This window comes from Streptomyces sp. A18, assembly GCF_059026065.1.
This window is the reverse complement of record NZ_JBWLKL010000049.1, coordinates 1-24918: the sequence shown is the minus strand read 5'-3', so window position 1 is coordinate 24918 and position 24918 is coordinate 1. Positions and strand designations below refer to the sequence as shown.

The following is a 24918-nucleotide window of genomic DNA, read 5'->3' as shown; positions in this document are numbered from 1 at the left end:
TCCTTGGGTCAGGCTTGCGCGGATGTGCTCTGTGCCGGGAGGTCCGGGGTGAGGAGATCGCGGTGCCTCGCGCCGTACCAGGTGCCGAAGTCGCGGCGGGCCGCTTCCGGGTCGTCGGAGGTGTGCACGAGATTCCGGACAAGCCGCTTGTCGGCGAGCGCGGCCGAGAGGCTGTCATCACCCAGGTCGCCGCGGATCGTGCCTCGCGCGGCACGCGTGGGGTCGAAGTGGCCCACCAGATCACGCAGTCGGGCATGTACACCCGGCTCGCCGTGGGCGAGCGCGACGGTGACCTGGCGTCCTGCATATTCCGCGTCCAGGCACGCGGGTATGTCCCGGTCGGGGAAGTGGTCGGCGTCCACCAACAGGTCCCAGTAGTGCACGTGGGCCTGCCAGGGCTGCACGGTGACCTGCCGTTGGTTGGTGACCGTGGCGCCTTCGGCAGCGATCCGCTCCAATACCGCACCATCCAGTCCTCGCTCGACCGCATCGGGCTTGCACAGGATGACTGAGCAGCGCGCGAAGTCGGAGACGTTCAGGGACCGCCCTGCGCCGTACCAGGTGCCGAAGTCCCGGCGGGAAGCCTCCGGATCGTCCGAGGTGTGCACGAGATTGCGGACAAGCCGCCTCTCGCGGGTCGCGGCCGAGAGGCTGTCGTCCCTCAGATCGCCGCGTATCGTGCCGGACACGGCCCTCGTGGGGTCGGTGTGCCCGATCAGGCGCCGGAGGTAGGAGTGGATGTCGGGGCCGCCGTGCGCGAGAGCCACCGTGATGGGTTGCCCGGCGTACGCGGCGTCGATGTACGTGGGCAGGTCCGGCGGAAAACGGCCTGGGTCGGCCAGCAGGTCGCGGTAGACGACGTGTGGCTGCCACGGCTCGGCGAACAGTTCCATGCGGGCGCGCACGGAGACTCCGGTGCTTTCGATCCGTTCCAGTACTGCATCGACCAAGCCGCGCTGGATGGCGTCCGGCTTGCACAGGATGACGGCCCAGCGGTCGAAGTCGATACCCGATACGACCGCTCCGGACGACGGTTTGCCGATCACAGGGCACCCTCCTCGGTGGTGCACGCCGACCACTTGTGTCCCACAAGCCACCGCACACCGGGGTCCAGAGCGCCGAGCACGTCGGAGCTGACGGCGTCGCTCTTGTCGTGCACCATCTGTCGATAGGCCTCGAATAGCAGGAGGACTTGCTGCCAGTACGGATGCACGCCCAGGCTCGCGATGGCACGTGCGCTGTACTGCGCCAGATTCATCCGCAGCAGTTCCTCGTGGCCCAAGACGTGAGCGATGGCGTCAGGCGTGGTCCCGGCCGGCATGGCAGGGAAGGCGAAGTGATGGGGTGCGGTGCGTGTTTCTGCTTCGTGCAGCACCTTCTTGACCCGCTCGGTGTTGCAGTCGTTGACGTGGGCGGATCCGATGAGGTGGGTGTAGGAACCCAGCTCCAGGCCGAGCCGCACGGCCGCGTACTCCTGGATCATGGTGAAGCTGAAGACGTCGGAGAGCAGACCGCAGTCCAAGTCGTTGGCGCGCATGTGGCACACCATGTGCAGTTGTCCGTCGCGGGCAAGAAGGTGGAGCCCCGCCAGGCACGCCATGTCGACGTTGTCGGTGATGGCCAGCTCTGCGGGGGAGAAGACAGGGAGGTAGCCGCGCTTGCTGTCTGTCTCGGACCGGAGCAGTTCCAGGACGCGGTCGAAGGGGGAGGTGGTGTCGCCGTCGGCGGGGTTGAAGAGGGTGTTGCCGTAGGCGGATCCTCCGAGGTTGATTCCGTCGGGGGAACTGGAGCGCATAGAGGGGGCGTAGTAGCCGATCATCGCCAGGTCGCGGCGGCCGGCCAGGTGCCAGAGCGCTTCAGCGAACTGAAAGATCGGGTTGGCCTTGCGTGCGGCCAGGTAGGGGAGTCGCTGGCGGGGGTCGGTCAGTTGGAAGCTGACACCGAGGACTTCGTTGGCGTTGTTGCCGCGAGCGGTGATGTGGTGGTCGGGGCTGTCCGACACTCGTTGCAGCAAGGCAAGATATGCGCCTTCTACGCCAGGGAAGGTGGGGGCGGTGAGCATCATCTCTCCAGGTCAGCGGACAGTCGGTGGGTTCGACGGTGCGGGCTGTGCTCGGATGGGAATAGGCCGGCGCCGGGCCGACGGGGGATGCGGAACCCGGCGCCGGGGGGCGTACGCCGCTCGATGAGCAGGCAGGAGCCATCCGGCTCACCGAGCGGCTGTCTTGGGGCTACGCGGCCGGCACAAGATCGTCCAGGTCCACGACGCTGAATGAGATCAACGTGCGTACCAGTTGAGAGGCTAGGAACCACCGCAGGGCTGGGTCCCCGTAGGGGAGGGGCGCATCGTTGGCCGCCAGGACTCGGATGCCGTCGCCGTACGTGTACTCGTAGGGCGTTCCAATGACGCCGTACATGCGTGCGCGTCGCGCCAGCAGCGCGACGTGCCCGTGCTCTGCGAGATAGGGGCACCGCTTCGCGGCCATGCGCGCGTGCCGCCAGCAGAGCGGAGGCTGGGCAGTCCGGATCGTGGTGCTCGGCTCTGGAATGCCGCCCTTTTGGCTCTCCAGGAACAGGATCCCATCTGGGGTCCGGGCGTCAGCGACGCATACCTGGCACTTGAGCTTGAGCATGCACTCGCGCTGCCGGGACGGGTGGACCAGACGCCACTTCGGCTCTCCGGTCGGCAACCGGTCGTCCCCTATCGACTGCGAGACGCGGGCCCAGAGCACGCCCCGCACATCGCGATCTTCCGGCGTCTCATCCCAGTAGGCCAAACGTGAATGGCCCGCAAGGTCGAAGGAGGCACGCAGGGAGAGGAAGGATTCCACCTCTTCTCCATCACGCCCCGTAACGTAGGGGACCACGCTCCTGTTCTTCACTGTGTTCATGCGGTGGCTCCCGCCAGCTCGACGGGGCGGTGCGGGGCGATGATCGAGTTGTCCGGCGTTATCCCGCCGGTGTCGTCGAAGAGAAGGACACCGTTGCACAAGAGCGTCCAGCCCAGAACGTGGTCGCCCGCCATGGGTTTCGCGGCCTCACGGTCCGGTTCGCTCGCCGTGGGGCAGGGGGGCTTGTGCTGGCACATGTGCGTCGCGCTTCCTCTCGGTCGTGAGGTGGGAAGGGAGCCCTCTTCGGCAGCCCTACGGAGCCGCGGGGGAGCGGTGGTTGGTTGCCGAAGAGGGCGTCTGGGGGCCGCGCGTGGCGCTGGCGCGGCGGTTAATGAATGCGGCTATCGCGCTTTCGCTGTAGCCGTAGAAGCGGCCGAGGGTGACGTCAGCGCAGTCATGCCAGGATGCGGGTGGTTGCTCTCCCCACTCCACGGCATGGCAGGTGTCCGGATGGACAGAGAGCCGCACCCGCAGGTCGGGGAATCCGGGCCGATCACGGAGGACGTTGCGGACCTTGAAGCCGAGGCAGAGGCACGACATCGAGAGGTACCCGCCTCGCCGTGTCCCTCCGACGGGCACAGCGAGGAACGGTATGCGCAGCGTGCGTACAGCAACAGCCGCTTCCAAGAGCCGCGGGTCTGCTAGCCGGCCCGCGTAGAGGTCGTAGTCGTACGCCTCCAGCGGAGGCATGAGGGTGACGCTCACCTGCGGGTACGCGAGAGGGAGCATCACTCGGCTCCTTTGATGTAGCGGGCCTCGATCAGCTCGTCGGCAAGGTCGGAGAGAGCAAAGGCAAGGCGCCGGGCGAGGCCGATGGCTTGCAGATAACCGGTGGGCGTTACCTCGTCCCTCAAGAGCCGTGCCCGCTCTACGAGTCGGACCATCTCGTCGGTAGGCGGGTACTTCGCATCAGCCACGGTGATGTCGCTGAGCTGCTTCAGGTAGCCGCGAAGGCGGTCGAGCAGCGCCGCAGTCACCGGGGCGGGCGGGAGTTCGTCGCCGATCACCGTGTCCAGGTCATCGAAGATCGCCTCAAGATCGAGAGGCTTCCACGCGACGACGCGCGCCAAGACGTGCCTCAGGCCGTCCGCGTCGAGTGGAGGCGTCCACTTCTGGGCGCTGGGCTCATCGGATTGCGGAGGGACCACATCGTTCTCCGAAACCAGAGCGGTGGGGGACATCGGAACTCCTGGAAAGGGCCGGCCGTGGGGATCAGACGTGCTCGGGTGTGTCCTGATTGCCTATGAAGACCCACACGTCCTTGCCCGCTGAGGTCATGGACACGGAGGTGTCGTCAGCCAGGGCCCGCAGGAGCAGCAAGCCGCGGCCCTCTTCGGACTGAAGGCCCGGAGGCTCGTACACCGGCGCGCAAGGGTCCGTGTCGCGGGCAACGGCGGTGACGCCGTCCGGGACCTTGTGGAGGAGCAGGCTGGCCATCCTGCACCCGTCGGCATCCGCAGGCGTGTGCTGCAAAATGTTGGTGAGGAGTTCATTGACCACGGTCAGCATCCGGTGGGCGGTGCCGTCGTCGATGCGCCACCAGCACAGATGCGCCTGGATGATGTCCCTGATGGTTCCCAGGTCTTCGGCTCGGACGTCGAAGCTCACGTCGAGCTGGCCGCTCACGCTTCTGGACGTGACGCGAAGAGAAGTGCTCCGATCACGGGTGCCAAGGAGGAGTTCCATCGTTGCTCCCTCCGTTCTGCCAGAACCCCTTCAGCAAGGCGGGGTTGCGGTGTGTACTGGAATCGAACCGGACAGCAACCATTCAGGCAGAGCACACCGAGAACGTGCAGAGCCTGATGCCGACAGACGGAAAGTTCGGCATCAACGACTTCGGGGGCAGAAAAATGCCGCAGCCAATGAAGACGCTCGACCCGGGAGCCTCCCCTCAGGAGTGGTTCGGGAACGAATTGCGCAAGCTGCGCATTGCAGAGCGGCTGTCCGCCAGGGAGCTGGGCCGGTTAGTGCAGGTCAGCGATGACATGATCTTGGCGGTCGAGAAGGGCAAGTACCCAAGTTGCCGCCGTGATTTGGCCCAGCGGCTCGACGAAGTCTTCCGCACAGACGGGCTGTTCGACCGAGCGTGGCCGATGGTCTTCGGGCAGCGTGATGCCGACAAAAAGCGGGCTGATGCCGATAAGGCGGTCACAGGTAGGGGGGAGGGAACCGTTCCTGCGCAGACAGGCCGCATCCTGGGCAGAGATGACCCAACGCCTCGCCCAGGGAGCCATGAGCCCGTGCACCGACGAGCCTTCCTCCACCTCGGCGGCATCGCCGCCATAGCCCCCATCGACCTCACCGAGGTCTTCGCCCCGGCCGGATTGTCGCTTCCCGCCACTGTCAGCCCCTGCCATATCGACCAGGTCTTGGCGGCAGCCACCGCTATCAGCGGCATGGACAACGAACTGGGTGGCGGCGGCATGGTGCGCGACGTGGCCAGTCGGGCAATGCAGTGGTCGGCTGGACTGCTACAAGCCCCGTGCCCCGAGCATCTGCACGCCGAAATGTTCGCCTCCGTATCTCGACTCGGCATAGTGGTAGGGGCCTCGGCCTTCGACGCCTACCGCCACGATGAAGCCAGCACGACGTTCAAGTTCGCAGCCGATTGCGCCGAGGAGGCGGGCGACTGGCATCTACGGGCCAAGACGTACTCCTTCCTCGCACGGCAAGCTGTGTGGATCGGTGCACCAGACGATGGCCTCACCTACGCCGAAAAGGGATTGGTGCGCTCCGACCGGTTGACCGCTACGGAACAGGCGATGCTCCACACCGCACGAGCCAGGGCTTTCGGGAAAATGGGCAACGTGCGCGACACCATGGCGGCCGTCGGTGCCGCGGACGACGCTTTCACCCGGGCCCGACCGGGCGAGGACTCGCCTTGGATGGCCTACTACGACACGGCGCAGCACAACGGGGACACCGCCCATGCGCTGTTTGACCTCGCCATCCTTGCGGGACAGGACCCAGGCAGGGCGGCCCGCCGCTTCGACACCGCGGTGAAGGGACATCCGGACGCCTACCGGCGGTCCCGCGCAATCTCCCGCACCAAACTGGCCTCCCTGATCATGGCCAAGGGCGACCCACGTCAAGCGGCAACCATCGGCCACGATGCACTGGACGAGGTAGGGCGGCTGACATCCCGGCGTGCGGCCGACGACCTACGGCAGCTCGGCCGCTTCGCCTCCAAACATCAGCAGATCCCAGAGGCATCGGACCTGCGTGACCGGATCGCCGCTACGGTCTCGGTATGACAACCTCGGCAGCCGCGCCCGCACGCCGCGCCCTGGCAGAAGCTTGCTCCGCAGTCGGATTGGACCCCGATGGGGCAGAGCCGCTGCGACTGGCCGAGAACCAGATATGGCGACTCCCCGGCGTGGTCATACGGATCTCACAGGCAGGCCAAGGCGCCGCTGCCGCCCGGGAGGTGCGCGTCGCACGCTGGCTCGCCCAGGAGAACCTCCCTGCTGTGCGCCTGGTCGCGGTGGAGCAGCCCATCGAGGCGGACGGCCGCCCCGTGACCTTCTGGGTGGAACTCCCGGCCCAGGAGCACGGCTCGGTCGAAGACCTTGCCCAACTCCTCGCGCGCCTGCACTCATTGCCGACGCCAGACATCGAGCTGGGGTACCTCGATCCCTTCGTCCGCGTCGACGAGCGACTGCGAGCGGCCACCACGATCCACAGGGCCGACAGGGAGTGGCTGCGAGGCCTTCACCGCGACCTGGCAGCGGCATGGGCCGAGCGGCCCGCCGGCCTTCCAGACAGAGCCGTACATGGCGACGCCTGGCCCGGAAACTTCGTTCGCACGCCCGACGGGCCCCTGATGATGGATCTGGAACGCTTCTCCCTCGGGCCCCCGGAGTGGGATCTCGTGTCCACCGCGGTACGCGCGAAGACGACCGGCGCGGTCACTGCGGGCGAGTACGACCAGTTCTGTGAGGCCTATGGGCACGACGTCATGGCATGGGAGGGGTACCCCACCCTTGCGGCTGCCAGAGAACTGCGAATGGTGACGTACGCCGCGCAGCACGCAGCCAGCAACGAGGACTGGCTAGGCCAAGCGCAATACCGGATCGATTGCCTTCGCGGTCGATCCGGGCCACGGCCGTGGACGTGGAAAGGCATCTTCTGAGTGGGCCATGCGGTGGCTCGCCTGCTTCAACTCGCCACTCAGGTGGATTCCTCTGCTTGAGACGGCATCGCGCCGCGGGCCTCCGCGACCGCTGCTCGTGCGGGCCCGCTGTGCTGCGGGACGGCGTCGAGTGGGTCGCGGGTGCCCGCGCCGTGGCGGCGGTGTCGTACACCGTGTCGGGTGTGTGATCCGTCAGCCCACCGGCTGGCCTTATTGCGTTCGGCGAGCGGCACGCCCTTCTCGGCCATGTCGGTGTTCGCGCCGGCCCGCCAGGAGTGCGAGGTGACCGTCTTGCCGTCGATGTAGGGCGCCCACGCCCGCTCGGCGAGGATCTGGAGGCGTTCGTTGAGCGAGCCCGGCCGCATCCGTGTCCCGCGCTCGCGGTCCGCCGGGTAGTTGCGGAGGCCACCCTTGACGGTCAGGGCCGCGTTGGTGGACGCGTTGCCGCCGGCGGCCCGCCACGCCCACTTACGGCCTGAAATCCCCGGCCTCGCACCCCCCCACCACATGTAATAGATGCACCCATGTCTGTTGAAAGGACTGCCCGGATGAACCGACCCAGGCGGGCACGGCGGCGCGGAGCCGGCATCCCCTTTTTTGCCCTCACGATGCTTCTGCTCCCCACGGCGGTCGCGCACGCGGCACAGGGGCACGCGGGCGCCGCGTCCCAACCTTCCGTCGTGACCGGGTACGTCACGGTCGCCAGCAAGGTACGAGGCTTGTGCATCCAGCGGAGCCCGAGTTTGAGGTTGGCTGCGTGCAAAGAGAGGGACACAGGATTCCACTGGTACAGCGCGACGCCCAGCGGTGCCTCTTCCAGCGTTGTAGAGCTCCGGGCCCCCGTCAACTCCAGCGCATGCCTGACCGGTATGGGCGGCCTCGTCGGCTTCGGCCTGTGCGGCCAAGAGCAGGCCTCCTGGGAGGACACATCCAACGGTCAGCTGAGGAACGTGGCAGACGACGACGGCTGCCTGACCGCTAGGCACTACAGCGGCGGCCGCACGCAACTCAAGGTGGAATCCTGCGACACGACGAGAGACGACCAGAAGTGGCAGATCAGCACCGTGCAATAGCCAGCGCTGGACCGCTCCACACGCGACATTCCGTTCACGAACCTGCCGGAAGTCATCCAAGCCCAGCGCCGGCTCGACCAACTCGCCCGGCACCACCAGCAGCTCGCACAAGTCCTCCCTCTTGCGCGGAAGATCGTCCAGGAGCGGTCCGCCTCCATCGGTCGGCTTGAGAAGCGCGGACTGCTCGCACGGAAGCGGATCCCCGGTTCCGGAAGGCGCACCACCGCGACGCTGACCGAGGCCGGTTACGACGTAGTGGTGGCAGCGGCGCCGGGACACGTCGCCGCAGTCCCCGAGTACCTGATCGATGATCTCGGTCCTCAGGAGCTGGCGGCACTGCGCCGCATCGGTGCCACGGTGGACGCGGCCATCAAGCGCGGGCAACCCGACGCGGGCTCTGCGGCTTCGTCTCCGGGGGACGGCGCGGTGGACGGCCAGTCACCCACGATTCATCCGGCTTCACAGCCGCCGGCCGACACCTTGATCGTGACTCCCCGCGGGCCCACCGGCCAAGAGCCTGACCAGCCCTAACTGGCGGGCGTGAGTGATCCGCGCAGCTTGCGGGCCGTGCTGGGCTGCACCACAGCAGGCGACCTTCACCGTCCGTGACGACCGTCGACTTGACAGCGTTCTGCTTGTTCTTGCCGGAGATGAACTTGCATACCCAAAGCGGGTGTGAGCCGGAATGCGAGGGCGGCTCGGCAGGGGGTGTCGCCATCGCCGCCCAACGAGTCGTTGTGCGGCTGGTCCAAGATCTTCATCGAACGCGCCTGGTTCTGTCGACGTTGGAGAGCAGGGTCTCGCGCTGTTCGGGAGGCACCTCGGCTGCCAGTTCGGGCAAGCAGCGAACAGCGGAACGGCGGAGGCAGGTGTGAGCCGTCCGCGCTCTTCGTCGGCGTGAGCAAAGCGCTGGCTACAGGGCAGTGTTCGTAACAACCGTCTCCCGAACTCGTCGACATCGACTTTCCTCGAGCCGCAGGCGTCTGCCGTGGTCGTCGACAACTGCTGTCGCAGGACATCGAGAAAGCCATGCCAGCCGCACGCCTCTGCGGGGCCGTGGTCCGCCGGTCGGCGGCCAGCGCCATCCTCCGCCACTGAGCCCACAGCGCGCCGAGTCAACTCCCTGCTCGCAGATTCCATCCGGCTCGGTCGAGACCCTGAGGAAGTGCCACGTTCGTGAGACCGAGCGCTGTGCCAGCGACCTGAGACAGCGAAAGTGCCGCTGGTCGGCGAGTACAGCCTGTGCCAAGGAACGCGAGACCCTACAACAGGACCGCACCCTGCGCGCCGAGAGCGTGTGGCGCCGCACGGCCCACACCCGCGTCTGCGAGGCCGCGCTCTCCCCGACCCCCGGCGCACACTCGCTGCTCTTCCCCGTAGTTGAAGACCTGCTCGCCCAAGCCGATCCCCTCGCCCTCGCGGCGCAACCTCGGGACCTCGCGCTCGGTTACGTGGGCAACCAGTACGACCGCGACGAGCCCTTCGACCGCTTCTTCGCTCCGGCCGCTGCCCACGTCGAGCACTTGGTCGCCGGGAAGTGGACGAAGACCGGCCGCTGGCCGCACGTCCGCTTCGCGGGCCGGATCCCGTTCGCGGACGCCGCCGGCGTCTACGGCCGGTCCCTGGCCACGGTGCTCATGCTGCCCGAGCGGTACGCCGCCGTCGGGCAGATGACCCAGCGCATCTTCGAGGCCGTGCTCGCTGGTTGCCTGCCGCTGGCCCCGGCGGGCATCCGCTTCGCCGACCACTTCGATCCGAATGAGCTGGTCGTGCGCTCCGGCAGCGACGTTGCTCGAATGCCTCTCCTACCTGCGCGAGATCGCCGGCACCGGGCAGCACGCCGCCCTGATCGCCGTGTGCGTGGACCGGCTGCGCCTGTTCGGCCTGTGCAAGCAGGTCAACACCCTGGAGTCCGTCCTGCACGGCCTCCTCCAGTCCACCGCGACCGGGCGGGGAGCTGCCTGATGCGGACCGCTCGATCGACCACGGCGCGCGGATCCTTCGGGCGCGTCCCGGAGGGTGGGTCCGCCGACCACCCGAACCTCTCTACGCTGGAGCACCATGAAGAAGGTCGCCATCGTCGGCTGCGGAGGCAGCGGCAAATCCCACGTGGCCCGCGAGCTGGGCAAGATCCTCGACGCACCGGTGACGCACCTGGACGCCGCGTTCTACGACGACGAGTGGAACGCGTTGCCCATGGACCGGTTCACCGACGTGCAGCGCGAACTGGTCTCGCAGCCGCGGTGGGTGATCGACGGCAACTACAACTCGACGCTGCAGGTACGGCTCGAAGCCTGCGACACGGTGGTCCTGATGGATGTGTCGACCGTGGCGTCGCTGTACGGGATCTTCTCCCGGCAGATCCGGCACGGAGCCGGGCACAAGGGCAACGGGGTGCACAACCGGATCCACTGGGGCGTGATCAAGTACGTCGCCACGTACCGGCGCAAGATGCGGCCCCGCGTGATGGCGAAGATCGAGGAATTCGGCTCCGGTGCCGATGTGGTGCTGCTGGCTAACCGGCGCCAGAAGCGACGCTGGCTGCGGAAGGTGGCCGCCGAGCAGTCCTGACCGGCCGAGCCCAGCCCGTTCCTGGACCCCGCCCGGCAGCAGGAGCTGTACGGACATGCCTCGCGGCTTGCCGGGCGGACCGGCGCCCTGATGCGCGCCAAGACCGCCGGCCACCCCGTGCCCGAGACCATCGTCAGCCTGGTGCAGACCCATCACGCCCGGCCGGACCGGCTCGGCCTGGTGCTCGACACCGGCTGCGGTCGCGGCACGAGCAGCCTCGTCCTCGCCAAGCAGCTCCGGCCGCAGCGCGTCGTCGGCCTGGACGCCGCCCCCTCCCTGCTGGTCCAGGCACGCGAGCGCGCCACGGACCTGCCCGACCACACGGTGGTCTTCGTCGAAGGCGACTTCCACGGCCTCCCCCTGCCCGAGGGGGCAAGCGACGTCGTCGTCGCCGCGTTCTGCCTTTTTTAGCGCGGACATGGGCGGTGTCGAGGACGACGCGGGTGACGTCGACGAGGTCCGCGTCATCGAGGCGGTGCAACACGGCCTCGTGCAGACGGCCCCAGACCCCCAGCCCGGGACCAGATCACGAACCGGCGATGCGCGGTCGACTTCGAGATACCGAAGCACGGCGGCATAGCCCGCCAGGCGCACCCGCTGACCAGCACATAGTCGTGGACAAGGTCCGCGAGGAATGGCTAACCAGCAGCAGTGACATCGCCATCGCCTTCGACTAGGTGACCGGGCTCGGGACCTTCATCGAGTTCGAATTCAAGGGCGACGCCGACAGCATCGAGGCCGCAACCGACCGGCTGGACGAGTTCATTGCGGGCCTTGGCGCGGAACTCGGCGACCGCGTCAACGGGGGCTACCCACACCTCGTCCTCGGCCGCTAGGCGAGAGGGAAACCACGTCGCCCCCCAAGTACCCGCATCCGGCTGCAGCGTCAGGGCGTTCACAGTTCCGTCCATGAACGCGGGGCTCCCCTGCCCGTGAGTGGTGTCCACACCGGGCCCGATGGACCGGCCACTTCAAGCTCTTCCAGGACAGCCGCGCCGAGCGGCGCGCTGCGGGCAAGGCGTGCGACGGCCGGGTGTTCGGCGGCCATGGCCTGGAGGTCCTCGATCCGGTTGGCCAAGGCGCGCGGTCCCGCCCCGGTGAGGACGAACAAAATTCGTGGGAACACCGGGTACCAGCGCTGCCACCCGGGCGCGGGGGCGCCCCCTCCGCGCCGACCGGGGGCGGCGGGTGTGTAGACGTGCAGGCGGGCGTAGTCGATGAGTTTGGTGGCCAGCCGTTCCGAGCTCATGGTGGCCCGGTCGACTTCGATCAGCGCCCGCAGTTTGGTGCGTGTGCCGTCTTCCTGGTGCAGGACGTAGTGCATGAGGGCGTCTGCGATGACGCGTTCCCCGTCACCGAGGGGGTGGGAGACCTCGGGTGTCCAGTCCAGGTGACTGTGCTCATCACCGCGACGGCGTGCGTCGGTGACGAAGGCAAGGTGGGAACGGAGCACGGTGAGGGTGTGCGCAGTCTTCATCGACGCGGCCGAGCCGGAATTGATCGGGTAGGGCGGGCGGCCCTGGAGGTGTGGCCAGTCCCGGGTGAGGCGAGCGCCTTCAGCGCTGAGATACCAGGCGCGGGCGCGATGGGAGTTGGGAAGCACGGTGAAGTCGACGAGGCTTTCGCGGCGCATCCGGTTCAAAACTTCGGACACGTACTGACGCCGGGCTACGGGGCGCAGAAGTTGATGCAGCTGGGTGATGGTGGCCATCCGATGCTGGGACAGTGCGGCAAGCAGCTGGTGAGGCAGTGTTTCGGCCGGGCTGGGTGTGAAGGGGGAGGCGGTCTGCTTGACGGACACGGGCAGCGTCATTGGTAGTTCCTGTTCTTGGTGAGTGTTACGGCGCCGGTAGTTGAGGGAGCGAACCTGCGGAGGAAGGTGCAGACACGCTGAAGCTGGGCGGCTGCGGATGCGCTGAGCTGGTCCAGGGGGAGGGCTTGGGCATTGCGGTCGGCGGCCTGCTCCAGTGCGTCGATGCGGCCGGGCCGGTAATGCTCGGCGAAGACCTCCTCCAGATGAGGCCCGTGGATGAGAACGGGGCCGACGGTCCGGCCGTCGATGGTGAATGAGGTGTAGTGGTCGTACTGGTCGAGGGCGGCGACCTGTGCGGCGTTGGGCTTGTCGCCCCATTCCTCGGTGATGGGCGTGATGGCGGCACGGGAGCCGCGGGTGGTGGACAGCGTGGACGCGTTCTGCACCAGCGACTGCCGCACCCCGAGGGGCAGCCGGGCCAGAAGCTGGGTCAGCGCATGCAGCTGGATCTTGTACTTGCGGAAGTCCTCAAACATGCTGGCGATGGAGTCACCGCCGGAGCTGGCCAGCGTGATGAGTTCGTCGAAGTAGCCGCGAAAGGGAACCCGTTTGCCCTCAGGGATGTCGACGCGGGAGCGTCCCGCGCGCAACAGGTCTCGGTTGAGGAGGGCGACCAGAAGGCGGTCGGTGGGGCCGTTTCCGCCGGTGCTTACCCACACGATCATGCGGTTGTCCATGGCCGTACGGATGTTGTAGGCGCCGAGTGGTTGCCCCAGGAAGGCCCGGATGACCGGGTTGGCCGCCAGCCGGGTCAGGGGATTGATCAGGACGTTGAATGCGTCAGGCGGGAAGGTGGGGAAAGTGGTCTGCCACCACTCGCGGGACTCCTCGTCCAGGGTCTGCTCAACGGCCGCCAGCGCGCTTGCGCGGAATTCGGCGTCAGTAAGAAGCGACCGGACGTGGAAGAGCGTGGTCTGATCGGCGCCGCGCCTGGCCCGGCACGCCAGTTCGTTGACGGCCGTCAGCACGGTCAGGGCCTGGGTGAAAATGGCGATGGCGCGCGGGGCGTTCGCGTCGTCCCAGCCGAACGCGGTGGCGAAGGAGTCCACGACGTCCTCGACGACCTCGTAGGCGGCCCGGCCCGGGTGGTGCATGCCGATCGGATTCCAGGCAGTGAGTAGAGGGTTGGGGCCGCGGCCCTTGGCACGCAGGTCGATCCGCGCGATCCGGTCCATGATCGACTGATGTCCGAGGAAGGGAGCCACGCGGCGCCAGGAGTCGTGGTGGGGGTCGATGAACAGCAGCCCGCCGCCCGCGTGCGCGTAGCCGACCGCCTGGGCGGCAGCCCGCTCGGTCTTGCCGCCTCCGGCCTTTCCCACTCCGATCTCAAAGAGCGTCTGCTCGGCGTGGGTGGCCACCAGCCGGCGTCGGCCGTCAGGGGCGCGATACCAGCCCTGGAGCAGCAGACCTGGGTCGCCGTGTACGAAGGTGGGCAGGTCGACGGAGAGCAGCGGCACCCGGCAATGCACGGTGGGGGGCTTGAGCAGCCCCAGCAGCTCATCCAGCCGCACCCAGTTAGCGGCGGGGGGCATGCACTGCCCGGTGCGCCAGCGCAGGTCGAAGCGGGTGCGATGGGGCCAGCGGTCCGCGCCCAGGCGCCACGGGCCAATGCGCAGGCCGCTCATCGCCCACCGGGCGGAGCCGCCGAAGACGTCGAAGCCGGCCTGGATGCGAGCCAGGCGGGCCTGGGCGCGGCCCTCGATGTCGGAGGCGCAGCGCACCAGGATCTGTACCCGCACCAGATGACTGTCCTCGGCCAGCTTGCCCAGCGCCTCGGTCCTGTCCACGCGGACCGGAGGCGCCGACATGACCATGCCCCGGCCCGCCCGGGCTTGGCCTCCATTGCCCGGCGTGATCAGCTGCTGGAACTGCCCGATCAACGAGTCGTCCAGCCGGGCGTCCCGGTTCATCCACCGGGAGGTACGTGCCGCCTCGCGCTGCTCGGTGCGCCGCGCGTTGTGCATGAGATGCCAGCGCCGTTTGCGCAGCGCCCATTTCGGTGCACGTTGTAGGTCGATGCAGATTTCGGCGACGTCTCCCAGGTCGGCGCGCAGGTCGGCGACGGCGTCGACCAGCGGCTGCAGCGGATCGGGCTGCAGCGGTACCTCGCGCAGGGAGGCGACGGGATTCCCGCGCAGGATGAACTCGGCTCGCACCTCGTGAGTGCGCGGTGCGTCCTTTAGCGGGACCGCCTTGGACACCTTGACCTCAGGCCCAAACGGCGTGGTGGTCAGCAACCGTGTGGCGCCCGCCGGGCCCTCAAGCCGGTAAGAGAAGGGCGACGCGGCGTCCGAGCGCAGGCGGATCCGCACCGTCTTGGCGCGGCGCGGCGCCCACCAGGGCAGCGCGGTGCAGGCACGGGTCAGTTCCACACCCCGCCGGAAGATCTCCTCGTGTCCGGGATCGAAGTGCCGGGCCGGGGTGAACTCCAGGGCCATCCGCTCCTGGGATGCCGTGGCGGCCAGGCGGCGCACCAGATACTCCCCCGCCGCGCAGGCCGCCGCCAGGAGAATAGCGAGCAGATACCAGTGGGCGGCCAGCCACTGCGCCACTTTGATCGCGGCGTCGGCGGCAGGGTAGATGTCGGACGCATCAGCGGTCATCGCCGGTGTGGGGACATGGGTGTCCACGGGCCTGCTCCTTTCGAGCGGTGGAAGTAGAGGTCGCTGATGCGTCCGTCGGTGTAGGTGCCGCCGCGGTCGGCAGCGGCCCACACCAGGTGCACCACCGCCCGGCCGGTCGTGGTGTCTTTGCGGGCGATGGCGGCCTGGACACGGAAGCGGATGAACGCGGGCGCCACCTGTTTCGCCGACCGGTCGCCGAACACCTTCGGGAAGCGCTCACGCCCCACCCCGGTCGCGTCCGCACGCAGCAACACAGCGGCATCACGACGCAACTGCTGCTCCTGGCTTGGGGGGAGGTCGGCAGGCCAAGCCCGTTCGAGCAGGTGTTGGATCTGCCCGTCCGCAGCGCGTCCCTCGCCGCGCGGCGGCACGATCGCCGCCGAAGGGGAGGAGGAAGAAGCGGCGGGGGAGGGCGTCTGAGCGGCCGGTGCGGTGTGCTCGGCCGGACGTGTAGCAGGTGTGCCGTGCGCGTACGGGAGGGAGACAGGCCCGGCACCGTCGGCCCTAGCGGGATGAGGGGACTGCCCGCTGTCCAGGAGCAGATAGCCGCAGGCTGCCAGGACCAGGGTGCAGGCCAGCAGCAGCCACGGAGCACCCCGAACGGGTCGAGGGCTGTTGATCTTCGGCGTCATAGGACCCGCGCCCCTCCCGCGAACCCGGACATCGCATCAACGGGGTCAATGCGGACCTTGGTGCCGGGCCGGGCGGCATTGATCATCTGTCCGTCTCCTACGTAGATCCCGACGTGATAGATCGTCGAATCCGCACCTGGTGCGTAGCCGTAGAACACCAAGTCCCCCGGCCTGAGCGAGGCTTTGGACGTGATGCGCTGGCCTTTGGCGGCCTGTGCGGAGGCGACGCGTGGCAGGCGGATCCCTGCCTGGGCGAAGGCGTATGTGGTCAGGCCTGAGCAGTCGAAGCCTTTGATGTCGGCGCCGCTCTTGCCGCTGGGTGAGCAGCAGATACCGGTGCTGGGGCCCCGCTCGTTCCCGCCGCCCCATGAGTAGGGAACGCCACGCTGGGCGAGCGCCGTCTGAAGAACCTTCTTCGCCTTGCCCGAGACTCCCGCCAGGTCCACGCCCTTGATCGAGCCCTTCGCCGCGGCCCGGTACTGGGCGATCCAGTTGCTGACGTTGGCGACGTACTCCTGCGAGCGGTTGTACTGGAAGATCGCCGCTTTAAGCTGGCTGGACTTCCCGAGATCGCGCCCGTTGCCACACAGATACACCGCCGCGCCCAGCGCTGCGTCGAAGGCGTTGTGCGGATCGATGTCCTTGTCGCCGTTGCCGTCACGGCCGTTGCCCTGCCAGGTGGAGGGCAGGAACTGAAAGGGCCCCACCGCCCGCTCGCCCTGAGCGGTGCCGTCCCACTTGCCGCCGTCGGTGTCCGGGAACGTGGTGGTGTTGCCGCCCTGACCAGAACCGTTGAGCAACACCCCCAAAATCCGGGGCTTGTGGATGTCGCCGTTCTTGGCAATGGTGCGCCCCACCGCATGGTTGGACTCGACCTTCGCGATGCCCGCGACGATCGGCCAGGACATGCCCCGGCACTTGGGGACATGGCGGCCGACCAGCTTCGAGGCCTTCTTGTACGCGGCGAGCATGGTGGGCGGAATGCCCGCGGCGCTGCCGCCCTCGGTGATGCCGATATCGCTCTCCTGCTCCCGGCCTGCGAGTTGCGCGGCGGCGGACAGCACGCTGGCGAAGGGCAGGGCGCAGACGAGCACCGTCAGCAGAGCGATCAGCAGGCACCCCCACTTCGCGCGCCGCCGACGCGGCCGTTTGAGACGCCTGGGGCGCATCAGCTTTCACCGCCGGCATCGGCGTCATCGCCGTAGCGGCGTTGCAACTCCTCGCGTACGCGCTGGCGTTCGGCCTCGCCCGAGGCTCCGCCGAAGCGCTCGATGAAGCGGCGGCGCAGTTCGGCGGGGTCGGTCTCGGCGTGGCGCCGCATTTCGGCGGGATCGGTGGACGCCGGGTCTGGTGCGGCGGTCGGCGATCCGGGCCCCGCGCCCCGGCCGCTCAGGGGGTAGCGCATGGGCCCGGCAGGTCCCAGGTTCAGATCGCTGGCACGGCGATCGGGCCCGGCGTGGGCGTCGGGGGAGGATCCGCCCGCGGCGGGTCCCCGGGCTGTCCCCGGGGAGTCGGGGCGAGGCTGGCGCGCCGGGTCAGCGTGGGGCGCAGGGGGAGTTGGCGCGCGCTGCGAACCCTCTGGGGAAGTGCGCAGCACCCGGGTGGAGGGTGACAAGGTGGTGCCGCCGCGGCCATCCGATACACCGCTTACCGAAGGGTACGGCTCGCTGTGGGGCCGCCAGGACCGTCCGTCCTCACGCAGGGTGTTGCCCCACACCCGCAGCTGCTGCTTGGCGTCCTGAGTGTGTTCGGAGGCTCCCTGACGCGCCCGGCGGGTCGTGGTGGGCAGCCCGAGGGTGGCGCCGTAGGCGATGCGTCCGCCGCGGTGCAAGAAGCGGTAACCGCGCAGCCTCACCAGGCGGTTATAGGCCCGGGTGGACAACAGCGTGCGGTCGCTGTTCTGGTCGTGGAGCGTCTCGCCCGAGGTGCGGTTGGCGATCGTGCCGTCGGTGTCCCGGTAGCGGTCCGGCGGTCCATCCCGGCGCGGACCGTGTGGGCCTGCGGGGCCGTTGGTGCCGCCACCGGGGCCGGATCCGGTGGCGTCCTGCGGGCCGCTGCCCGGGGTGTCGCCCTCCGCGGTGGGCTTGCGCAGCCGCTCCAGAACTTTGCCGTCGGGGCGCTTCCCGACCAGCAGGCCCCACGCGCCGCGCGCGCCGATGCCGGCGCCCGTGGCCGCCAGCGCGAGCGGCGCGAGCCCGCGGGAGGCCTCCGCGCCCGCATCGGCCAACAGCCGGCCGGTATCGACCGGCATGCCGGTGCCGTCGGTCATCGCGGCCAGCGAACGCATGATGCGCTGACGGGTGCCAAGCCTTCCGTACCCGCCGCCCATCGAGCGCAGACCGAACCCGCCGGTCATCCCCATGCCGCCGCTGCCATGCACGGCCAGGGCGGCGCCGATTTCGGAGGTGTCGCCGGGCAGGTGGGTGCCGCCGATCTTCGCGTAGCGCATCCGCAGGGAGAGCCGCTGTCCGGCCGAAGTGATGCCCGCCAGCAGTCTGCGATGGAAGGCGAGCGCGGCCAGAGCCAGCGCGTTGAGCGCCAACAGCCGTTCCGCCGGCACGTCGGGGCCGTCGGTGAGGACCACATCGATGCCGATGGCGTAGGAGGGAAGGAACGTGCAGATCGCGAACATGCCGGCCACCGAAATGCCCAGCAGGGCAAGCCACTTCCAGGCGGCCTGCCGGTTGGGTCCCGGCAGCATCGCCCACACGAGCACCACCGAGCCGACCGCTGCCGCTGCGGCGTCGGCGGCTTGCATGCCCAGCAGCACGAACGCCGCGGACAGCGGGATCGCGGAGATCAGCAGCGCGGCGGCGAACAGCATCAGCACGCCGGCGGTGCGCCAGCCCGTGGGTTCCTTGGCGTACTCGGCAGCCGACTTGCCCACCGGGCCGGCCTTCTCCAGTTCCTTGAGGAACGCGGCGAACTGCTGGTCCTGGGAGCTGAGGATTGGGGTGGCGGCGTCCAGCAGCGCGTCGCCGGGGGTGAGCGGGACCGGCTTGATCACGGGGTCGCCATCGGGTGAAGGGTTCTTCTCGTCCTGCATGCAGTACTTGTGGGCCGGCCCCTTGACCCACTCGCAGTTCTCCTCGGCCTTCTCGCGTGCCGCATTGCTCGCTGCGGAGTCGGGTTTGTATCCGCCGGAGACCCACTTCAGGTGCAGGGCGTAGGCCTTGCGGTCGGAGGCCTTGGCGGGGTCGAGGATCCGCCCGTACTGCACGAGCATGTAGCCCTTGACGACGCTCACGTTGGTCAGGGAGTCCTGGATGGGCTTGGCCACCTCGGACGCGGAGTGCGGCTTCTTGTTCTCTTCCGCGTAACACTTCTCCAGAGCTGGACCGGACAGGCCCGCGCCGCAGGGGCCCGCGTCCCCACTGGCGATCTTGCCTCCCCAGTCGTAGGAGTCCACCGTCATCTGGGCGACTTCGGAGGCGGCCTGCTCGCTCTGGGCCAGCGGGCCGTCCTGACCCAGCAGATAGTCCGGGCGCACGAACGCGGACGCCGCGAACGCGGCGAGTACCAGGGTGAGGACGATTTCCCCCAGGCCTTTGCCGGCCTTGCCGCGCACCAGCAGGATGGCGCCGAAGATGAACGCCCAGGACAGCAGCAGTCCCTTGATTCCCAGGGTGTCGACGACGATGTCGGTGTAGGTGTCGGAGAGCTTCTGCGCCGGATCGGCCAGCATCTTGATCAGCGGGAAGCGCAGGGCGAATTCGATGGTCCAGCAGGACAGGCCCACTACCAGGCGCAGCAGCGTGAACAGCCCGTTCATGATGAAGGCGTAGGCGTTGGTCCGGAGGGCGAAGATGGAGCCGCCCTGGGCGGAGAGCTCGTAGCCGTTGATCGGCACGCCTTCGGAACTGTCCACGTTCAGCGGGCCCATCATGTCCGCGCCGCCGTCGGCCGCGTAGGCGACCTGGGCATTGACGATGAGAAACACCACGGCCAGGGCCAGCGCGTGCAGCAGGGTGCGTCCCCGGCCGCGCCATCGGCTGAGTTTGATACGCCAGATCATCATGGTTGTCCCGGCTTTCCCGACCGGCGTCGCAGGATTGCCAGGGCGAGCAGACCGGCGGCGGTCGGCACCAGGACCCAGGCATGCGCGTCTTGGGCGGGCATCGGCGGGGTCGCGGGCGTGGATGTGGTGCGCAGGCAGTAGGCCTTGGCCGGGCCGACGATCAGTGTGCAGGCTGCCTCGCGCCGGGTGTCGGCCGGCGAGCGGGCCTCACCGCTGCGTGCGGCATCGGGGGCAGCAGGCGATGCGGCGGGCGAGGCCAGGACTGCGGCCAGTGCGGCAAGCAGGAGAGCCACTAGCACGAGGACGCCTCCCGCACGCCATGCTGCTGCGCGGCGCCGGCTGCGCTGCCAATCACGGCTGATCATCAGGCCCCCTCTCGTGCGGCGGCCCATGGCTGCGGGTCAGCCGTCGGCAGCGACTTGGTCAGGTCCGGTGCGCCAGCGGGCGCAGTTGTTCTCTGCCTGCGCTGGCCGGGGGTGGTGGTGATGCGGGACTTGATGCGGGGAATCTCGGGGATGGCGACTTTGATGCGGCCGGTGTTCTGCCGCGGCCCGGTCAGCAGGACCTCACCGGCGCGTTCCTTGTGCCCGACGGGGGACAGGCCGGAGGTGACCATCCGCACGAGCTCGGTGTCGGCTGCGTCAAGGCCGATGAAGTCCAGGCCGCGGCGGGCCCGCTCGCGCTCGGTGGTCCGGGCCAGGACCCGGTAAGCCATCAGCCCGCGGTCGGGGCCCAGTTCGGTGGCATCGTGGGCGCCCGCGGCCAGTCCTGCGCCGTGCTTGCGGCCATCGTGGAGGATCTCGTGGACCAGGGCAGTGCCCTCGGCGGACGAGGTCAGCCAGTACAACTCGTCCAGGGCAACCACACAGAACCGCTCAGGTGCGGAGAAGGCGGCCTGGCGGGCTATCGCCGCAATCAGATACAGCACCGCCCGACCGATCAGTGCCTCCAAAGGTTGCTGGTGCAGGATCTCGGCGTGCTCAAAGGCCTGCTTGGGCGGCAGCTTCAACCCGGTCGTCGTGATCACGATGAAGTCCGAGGCATCGCTGCCGTCCAGGCTGACCGGTGGCAGTGTCGGGTCGAAGACCATGCGCGCCAGCGGGTTTTGTTCCACCAGGCGCAGCAGTCCGGCCAGGGTGGCGGCGGCGTCCTGGCGTTTGCCGCTCCCGGAGCCCGCCATCTGACGCAGGACCTCGACCACGCCGCTCATCGAGGGGGAGGGGGAGAGGGCGGCCTGTTCGATGGCATGGTGCAGGACCTCACCGGAGGTGGTCATCGGCCCGATGCCCAGTTGCAGGGTGAGGTAGCTGAGCGCGTAGTGGCGGCCCTCCGCGCCCGGAAAGAGGCGCAGTGGGTCGATGGACAGCGCGGCCTGGGCGGCGTCGATGATCTGGCAACGGCCCGGGGACGCAGCCTGGGCGAAGGACGCCCACTCGCGGACCGGGGTGCGGTCGATACAGATGGCGCGCCCGCCCCGGTCCACGACCGACTGGCTGACGTACTTCAGCAGCACGCTCTTGCCCGAGCCCAGATCACCCACCACGCCCAGCGAGGCGGAAGCATCCTGCTTGGGGGCGTCGGCCACGTTGATCAGCACGGGGCGAGTGGTGCCGCAGTCCAGGTCGAAGCCCAGCAGCATCCCGGTGGGATCACCGACCTCGCTGTGCGTGAAGGCACCCGACAACGCCCAGTCCTCGCTGACCTGATGCTGGGTGAACTCCTTGAGCCGATGCGTCCGCACCGCACCGGGCAGCCCGAGCGTGAACAGGTCGCCCTGCAAGCCGGCGGGGCGCACGGCCCGGTAGTCGGCGCCCGCCAGCAGTTTCTCCAGGGCGCGGGCCCGTGCGTCACACAGCTGCGCACTTGGCCCCCACACGGTCAGCGCCGTGACGGCCTGCACCTCCACCTCCACCGAAGTCCGCGAGAGCCGTGAGTCGAGCTCGCCCAGATCGCGGGCGGCATCGGGCAGGGAGGCGGGCATGCCGGTGGGACGCGCCTCGTACTGATCGGCCTGGTCGACCAGCTCGGTCTTCTTGCGCTGCACCTGGGCGCGCGCCTTCTCCGCCGGCACCAGGGTCAGATCGATGGTGAAGTCGACGGGAAAGTCCAGGACTTCGAGCTGCGCGAACAGGTCTGCGGCCTCCTGCGAGACGGCGGGCGGGCACTCGGCCAGCGCCAGGTGGGCCTGATAACCCGTTCCTTGGTCGTTCTCGATCTGCAGCCAACGACGCCGCAACGGGGACGCCGATCGCGTCTTCCACCACCGCCCCCGACCGGCCGCGGCGCCGCGGCCACGCGCCTGGCCTTGGTCTTCCTGGTCCGCGTCGACGGCGGTTTCGGTACCGCCTTCCTCGAGGCGGACCTGCCCGAGATCGGCGTAGCTGGGGGAGCGCAGCAGTCCACCGCGAACCTGCCCGCCGTACAGCTCGCTGAGCGTCGCCTCGCCGAGCAGCGGTTCGGCCAGGCCCCGGTGCACCGCGTGCTGGATCATCCACACGATCTCCGCGGGACGGGCCGGACGAAAGGAGGCACCGCCGGCCAGCTGCGCCTCGACCTGCCCGGCCTGCTCGCGGCAGGACTTCACCTCCGCGCGGGTCACCGGGGCGGCCCGCATACCCAGAGTGTCGGAAACTTCCGCCCACAAGGCGCTTGCCGCCTTCATGCCCTGGTTGTCTGCCTCGAGCGGGACGGCCAGCCACCAGGTGCGCTGGTGCATCTCCTGGCCCTGCAGGAGATCGAGCGCGGCATCGAGGTGTTCCACCCAGGGGCGGGCCGCGGGCGTCAGGCCCTCTTCTGCGTCGACGTCCTCCAGGCCGTCGGCCATCCTCCAGGCGATCTCGGCCGGGTCGACCTGCGCGCACAGCCCGAACAGACGCGGAGCTCCGGACAGGGAGCGCACCAAGTGCGTGACCTTGGACAGGAGTTCGTCACGGACGGCCGGAGGCACATGGGTGCCCGGGATGGTCTCCTGGCTGCGGCCCTCGGCATCCGGGCCGGGGTGCAGGCGGTAGACCGCCCACACGTGGCCGTGTGTGGACCACAGCAGGTGCCCGGCGATGTGCCGGATGGGAACACGCATCACGCTCCCCTTTCCTGGTTCTGGGTATGGAGGCGGGCTTGGGCCAATAGCGCTGCTGCAGGTGCCACAGCCGCTGCCGGTGCAGCCGCCTGCGGGGCTCCAGCGGGTCGGGTCGGTTTGGATCGCTCCCCGTGCAGGGGGTCCACTGGCCGTGAGGGCTTGGCTTCATGTGCGTGGACGGCTCGGCCGCGTGAGGGTGTCGGCGCCGCGGTCCCCGGCGAGGGGCCGGGGCCGGGGGCTGCGAAGTCTTCGAGAGTGAAACCGCCGCCCAGGCGGGAGGCGCGGGGATCACGCGCCGCACGCTGGCCGATCCGCCCCCCGCCGGGCTGCACAAACAGCGCCACCATCCCCAGCGCAGCCGACATGGGGTGGCGGCCACCGATCTTGGGCCTGCGCAGCAGCCAGATCCCCACCAGCCAAAGGGCGACCGGGATAGGACCCAGCACGCTCCACACCGCCATCGTCTTGACCAGGACGAAACCGCCCACGACGGCCAAGCCGATCTGCGCGGCGTTATAGGGGCCAAGCGGCAGGCGCCAGTCGGCGAGTTTGCCCATCACCCAGGGATGCCGCCGCGCCGCGGTGTAGAAGCGCGCCGTTCTGGGCGCGGCGGCCGCGCTCACGCCCGACCCTCCAACCCGCGGATCGTGAGGGCGTCAGCGTCTCGGTAGGGGTGGTTGAAGGCGGGGGCGCCCTTGGCGGGGTTCTTCACCTCGTCCTCGAACATGTCCGCCAGGTCGTTGCGGGAGGAGTAGAGGCCAAGGGCGATCACCATGAGGATCAGCGCGCCGATCCCGGCCTTCAGCGAGAACCGCTGAATCATGATCACCACGACGATCACGATCAGAGCCGCCTGCAAGCCCTTGGTGCCCCAGTCCTTCGCCGTACCGATCCAGGAATCCCCCAGATCGGCCAACTCTCCGGCCATCACCATCTCGTTGAGCGTGTTCATCGCTGCTCACCCGCCGTGACCTTCGTACCTGCTTCGAGCGCGGCGATCTCCCAACGGCCGCCCCGGGAGGACAGCGTGAGCTCGTAGGCCAGGGGCCAGCGGCCGGATCCGTCGCGGGCCTCGACCGTGACGAGCACATGCACCCGCGTGCCATCCCGCGCCACCTTCTCGCCGGCCGCAGCCTCCTCACGAGCGGAGACCTCCTGCACCTCCACAGAGGCGGCGGCCGCAGGGGAGACGGCGGACATCTTCACGCCCGGCGCCAGATACCGGCCCACCTCGCCGCGCCCGGCCAGATACGCGCTCAAAAACTCCCCGGCGGTCGTCGTCAGCGGTCCCTCCTCGACGCTGACGCCATAGGCGGACTCGGGCAGCGGATGCGGAGCGGGCGCGGCGACCAGAGCCGGTGCCGCGGTCACGGCGAACGAGCCGCCACTGGCAGCGGAGATCGCTGGCACGGCGAAGTAGCGCACTACGTCCGCGTACTGCGCAGCCACCGTCACCGACCACTGCCCGCCCTTGCCCGGTGCGCTGCGCACCGGGGTGACCCGCCGCGGCGCGGGCGCATCGTCATCGCGGGCGGGCAGCAGAACGCCGGGGGCCATCGACTGCGCACGCCGCGATGCCGCACTGCTCGCGTCGTCGCTGCTGCGCAGCCACGCGTCGACGAACTCGGCGACGTAGCCCGAGGGGTCGGCGACGGAAGCGGTCTGTGTGGTCCGCTGCGGGGTGGGTGCCGGCGCGGCCGCGACCGTGGCGGAGGGCTGGCCCACCGCGACGGCCAGTGCGAGGGGACCGGCCGCCAGCGAGGCCCAGACACCGGCGCGGCCGAACTGGACGCGCCGGCGCATCTGGGTCAGGGCGAGTCCGGCGGCAACGGGCTGCTGCCCGGCGCCTGGTGGTGATGCCTTGGATCGGAACACGGGGGACTCCCGGAGAGGCTCAGAGGGTTGATGACTTGAGACAACCCGCCAGCCCCGACCGGTCTGTCGACCACTGACCCCCGACCACGATGACGAACAGGTCACGAATGCGTGGTCGGGGTGGTGGTAGCAGCTAATGGGAAGCGAAGAGGCGGTTCGCCAGCCCTGTTCCCACCCGGCGCCGTGAGCGCTAGCAATAGAGCGGGCGGG

Annotated in this window: 26 protein-coding genes and 2 pseudogenes; 9 read left to right on the top strand and 19 right to left on the bottom strand. The window is 69.0% G+C overall.

The genetic code is table 11. The features are described 5' to 3' along the window. Window positions 1-8: 8 nt before the first annotated feature. The 7 genes from AC5P1C_RS38810 to AC5P1C_RS38780 form a co-directional block, all read right to left on the bottom strand. Window positions 9-1046 (bottom strand): nucleoside-diphosphate kinase, encoded by a 1038-nt coding sequence (locus tag AC5P1C_RS38810; protein WP_493870686.1) that lies wholly within the window; start codon window positions 1044-1046, stop codon window positions 9-11. Next, the gene (locus AC5P1C_RS38805) at window positions 1043-2014 is read right to left on the bottom strand and encodes a thymidylate synthase (RefSeq protein ID WP_493870685.1); all 972 of its coding nucleotides are present in this window, start codon (window positions 2012-2014) and stop codon (window positions 1043-1045) included. The genes AC5P1C_RS38810 and AC5P1C_RS38805 overlap by 4 nt, the downstream gene beginning before the upstream one ends. Before the next feature lie 217 nt (window positions 2015-2231). Continuing rightward, window positions 2232-2891: a hypothetical protein gene (locus AC5P1C_RS38800; RefSeq protein WP_493870684.1), complete on the bottom strand. Its 660-nt coding sequence runs from the start codon at window positions 2889-2891 to the stop codon at window positions 2232-2234. Continuing rightward, window positions 2888-3088 (bottom strand): DUF5999 family protein, encoded by a 201-nt coding sequence (locus AC5P1C_RS38795; protein ID WP_493870683.1) that lies wholly within the window; start codon window positions 3086-3088, stop codon window positions 2888-2890. The genes AC5P1C_RS38800 and AC5P1C_RS38795 overlap by 4 nt, the downstream gene beginning before the upstream one ends. 55 nt (window positions 3089-3143) lie before the next feature. Beyond that, window positions 3144-3620, bottom strand: a complete 477-nt coding sequence (locus AC5P1C_RS38790) for a DUF6302 family protein (RefSeq protein WP_493870682.1) — start codon at window positions 3618-3620, stop codon at window positions 3144-3146. Further along, a complete protein-coding gene (locus tag AC5P1C_RS38785) occupies window positions 3620-4072 on the bottom strand; it encodes a DUF6415 family natural product biosynthesis protein (protein ID WP_493870681.1) in 453 nt (150 codons plus the stop codon). The genes AC5P1C_RS38790 and AC5P1C_RS38785 overlap by 1 nt, the downstream gene beginning before the upstream one ends. Before the next feature lie 31 nt (window positions 4073-4103). Next, on the bottom strand, window positions 4104-4517 hold the full coding sequence (locus tag AC5P1C_RS38780; protein ID WP_493870680.1) for an ATP-binding protein: 414 nt from the start codon (window positions 4515-4517) through the stop codon (window positions 4104-4106). A 62-nt stretch (window positions 4518-4579) separates the two neighbouring features. On the opposite strand from AC5P1C_RS38780, the gene AC5P1C_RS38775 reads away from it, so the two are divergent. Together AC5P1C_RS38775 and AC5P1C_RS38770 are read left to right on the top strand one after the other, a co-directional pair. Next, entirely contained in the window at window positions 4580-6145 is a 1566-nt protein-coding gene (locus tag AC5P1C_RS38775; RefSeq protein ID WP_493870679.1) for a helix-turn-helix domain-containing protein, read from the top strand. Next, a complete protein-coding gene (locus AC5P1C_RS38770; RefSeq protein ID WP_493870678.1) occupies window positions 6142-7023 on the top strand; it encodes a phosphotransferase family protein in 882 nt (293 codons plus the stop codon). The genes AC5P1C_RS38775 and AC5P1C_RS38770 overlap by 4 nt, the downstream gene beginning before the upstream one ends. Window positions 7024-7061: 38 nt before the next feature. Here the strand turns inward: AC5P1C_RS38770 and AC5P1C_RS38765 are convergent, their stop codons facing one another. After that, window positions 7062-7532 carry a site-specific integrase gene (locus AC5P1C_RS38765; RefSeq protein WP_493870677.1) on the bottom strand — a complete coding sequence of 157 codons (471 nt, stop codon included), beginning with the start codon at window positions 7530-7532 and terminating at the stop codon, window positions 7062-7064. Window positions 7533-7703: 171 nt separating this feature from the next. Between AC5P1C_RS38765 and AC5P1C_RS38760 the strand changes: the two genes are divergently transcribed. The 6 genes and pseudogenes from AC5P1C_RS38760 to AC5P1C_RS38735 all read left to right on the top strand — a co-directional run bounded on the left by AC5P1C_RS38760 (window position 7704) and on the right by AC5P1C_RS38735 (window position 11078). Beyond that, entirely contained in the window at window positions 7704-8096 is a 393-nt protein-coding gene (locus tag AC5P1C_RS38760) for a ricin-type beta-trefoil lectin domain protein (protein ID WP_493870676.1), read from the top strand. 258 nt (window positions 8097-8354) lie between these two features. Beyond that, window positions 8355-8627, top strand: a complete 273-nt coding sequence (locus AC5P1C_RS38755; RefSeq protein ID WP_493870675.1) for a hypothetical protein — start codon at window positions 8355-8357, stop codon at window positions 8625-8627. A 392-nt stretch (window positions 8628-9019) separates the two neighbouring features. Beyond that, window positions 9020-9895 (top strand): annotated as a pseudogene (locus AC5P1C_RS38750) (glycosyltransferase family protein); the annotation flags it as partial. After that, window positions 9855-10061 carry a hypothetical protein gene (locus AC5P1C_RS38745; protein ID WP_493870674.1) on the top strand — a complete coding sequence of 69 codons (207 nt, stop codon included), beginning with the start codon at window positions 9855-9857 and terminating at the stop codon, window positions 10059-10061. The pseudogene AC5P1C_RS38750 and the gene AC5P1C_RS38745, both read left to right, overlap by 41 nt. Before the next feature lie 96 nt (window positions 10062-10157). Further along, window positions 10158-10667, top strand: a complete 510-nt coding sequence (locus tag AC5P1C_RS38740) for a P-loop NTPase family protein (protein ID WP_493870673.1) — start codon at window positions 10158-10160, stop codon at window positions 10665-10667. Between the two features lie 90 nt (window positions 10668-10757). Beyond that, window positions 10758-11078, top strand: a complete 321-nt coding sequence (locus tag AC5P1C_RS38735; protein ID WP_493870672.1) for a class I SAM-dependent methyltransferase — start codon at window positions 10758-10760, stop codon at window positions 11076-11078. Here the strand turns inward: AC5P1C_RS38735 and AC5P1C_RS38730 are convergent. Beyond that, a pseudogene (locus AC5P1C_RS38730) lies at window positions 11068-11278 on the bottom strand (transposase); the annotation flags it as partial. The gene AC5P1C_RS38735 and the pseudogene AC5P1C_RS38730 overlap by 11 nt on opposite strands. Before the next feature lie 66 nt (window positions 11279-11344). Here AC5P1C_RS38730 and AC5P1C_RS38725 point away from each other — a divergent pair. Next, window positions 11345-11503: a hypothetical protein gene (locus AC5P1C_RS38725; RefSeq protein WP_493870671.1), complete on the top strand. Its 159-nt coding sequence runs from the start codon at window positions 11345-11347 to the stop codon at window positions 11501-11503. Between the two features lie 59 nt (window positions 11504-11562). Here AC5P1C_RS38725 and AC5P1C_RS38720 read toward each other — a convergent pair whose 3' ends face one another. The 10 genes from AC5P1C_RS38720 to AC5P1C_RS38675 all read right to left on the bottom strand — a co-directional run bounded on the left by AC5P1C_RS38720 (window position 11563) and on the right by AC5P1C_RS38675 (window position 24708). Beyond that, window positions 11563-12480 carry a replication-relaxation family protein gene (locus AC5P1C_RS38720; RefSeq protein WP_493870670.1) on the bottom strand — a complete coding sequence of 306 codons (918 nt, stop codon included), beginning with the start codon at window positions 12478-12480 and terminating at the stop codon, window positions 11563-11565. Then, window positions 12477-15110 carry an ATP/GTP-binding protein gene (locus tag AC5P1C_RS38715; RefSeq protein WP_493870669.1) on the bottom strand — a complete coding sequence of 878 codons (2634 nt, stop codon included), beginning with the start codon at window positions 15108-15110 and terminating at the stop codon, window positions 12477-12479. The genes AC5P1C_RS38720 and AC5P1C_RS38715 overlap by 4 nt, the downstream gene beginning before the upstream one ends. Beyond that, on the bottom strand, window positions 15080-15736 hold the full coding sequence (locus AC5P1C_RS38710) for a hypothetical protein (RefSeq protein ID WP_493870668.1): 657 nt from the start codon (window positions 15734-15736) through the stop codon (window positions 15080-15082). The genes AC5P1C_RS38715 and AC5P1C_RS38710 overlap by 31 nt, the downstream gene beginning before the upstream one ends. After that, window positions 15733-16800, bottom strand: a complete 1068-nt coding sequence (locus tag AC5P1C_RS38705; protein WP_493870667.1) for a C40 family peptidase — start codon at window positions 16798-16800, stop codon at window positions 15733-15735. Before AC5P1C_RS38705 ends, AC5P1C_RS38710 begins: the two co-directional genes overlap by 4 nt. Window positions 16801-16904: 104 nt before the next feature. Continuing rightward, window positions 16905-19754 carry a hypothetical protein gene (locus AC5P1C_RS38700; protein WP_493870666.1) on the bottom strand — a complete coding sequence of 950 codons (2850 nt, stop codon included), beginning with the start codon at window positions 19752-19754 and terminating at the stop codon, window positions 16905-16907. Then, a complete protein-coding gene (locus tag AC5P1C_RS38695) occupies window positions 19751-20119 on the bottom strand; it encodes a hypothetical protein (protein WP_493870665.1) in 369 nt (122 codons plus the stop codon). The genes AC5P1C_RS38700 and AC5P1C_RS38695 overlap by 4 nt, the downstream gene beginning before the upstream one ends. After that, entirely contained in the window at window positions 20119-22833 is a 2715-nt protein-coding gene (locus AC5P1C_RS38690) for an ATP-binding protein (RefSeq protein ID WP_493870664.1), read from the bottom strand. Before AC5P1C_RS38690 ends, AC5P1C_RS38695 begins: the two co-directional genes overlap by 1 nt. Next, window positions 22833-23456: a hypothetical protein gene (locus AC5P1C_RS38685; RefSeq protein WP_493870663.1), complete on the bottom strand. Its 624-nt coding sequence runs from the start codon at window positions 23454-23456 to the stop codon at window positions 22833-22835. The genes AC5P1C_RS38690 and AC5P1C_RS38685 overlap by 1 nt, the downstream gene beginning before the upstream one ends. Then, window positions 23453-23785, bottom strand: a complete 333-nt coding sequence (locus tag AC5P1C_RS38680) for a hypothetical protein (RefSeq protein WP_493870662.1) — start codon at window positions 23783-23785, stop codon at window positions 23453-23455. Before AC5P1C_RS38680 ends, AC5P1C_RS38685 begins: the two co-directional genes overlap by 4 nt. Beyond that, window positions 23782-24708, bottom strand: a complete 927-nt coding sequence (locus AC5P1C_RS38675; protein WP_493870661.1) for a conjugal transfer protein — start codon at window positions 24706-24708, stop codon at window positions 23782-23784. Before AC5P1C_RS38675 ends, AC5P1C_RS38680 begins: the two co-directional genes overlap by 4 nt. Window positions 24709-24918: the final 210 nt, after the last annotated feature.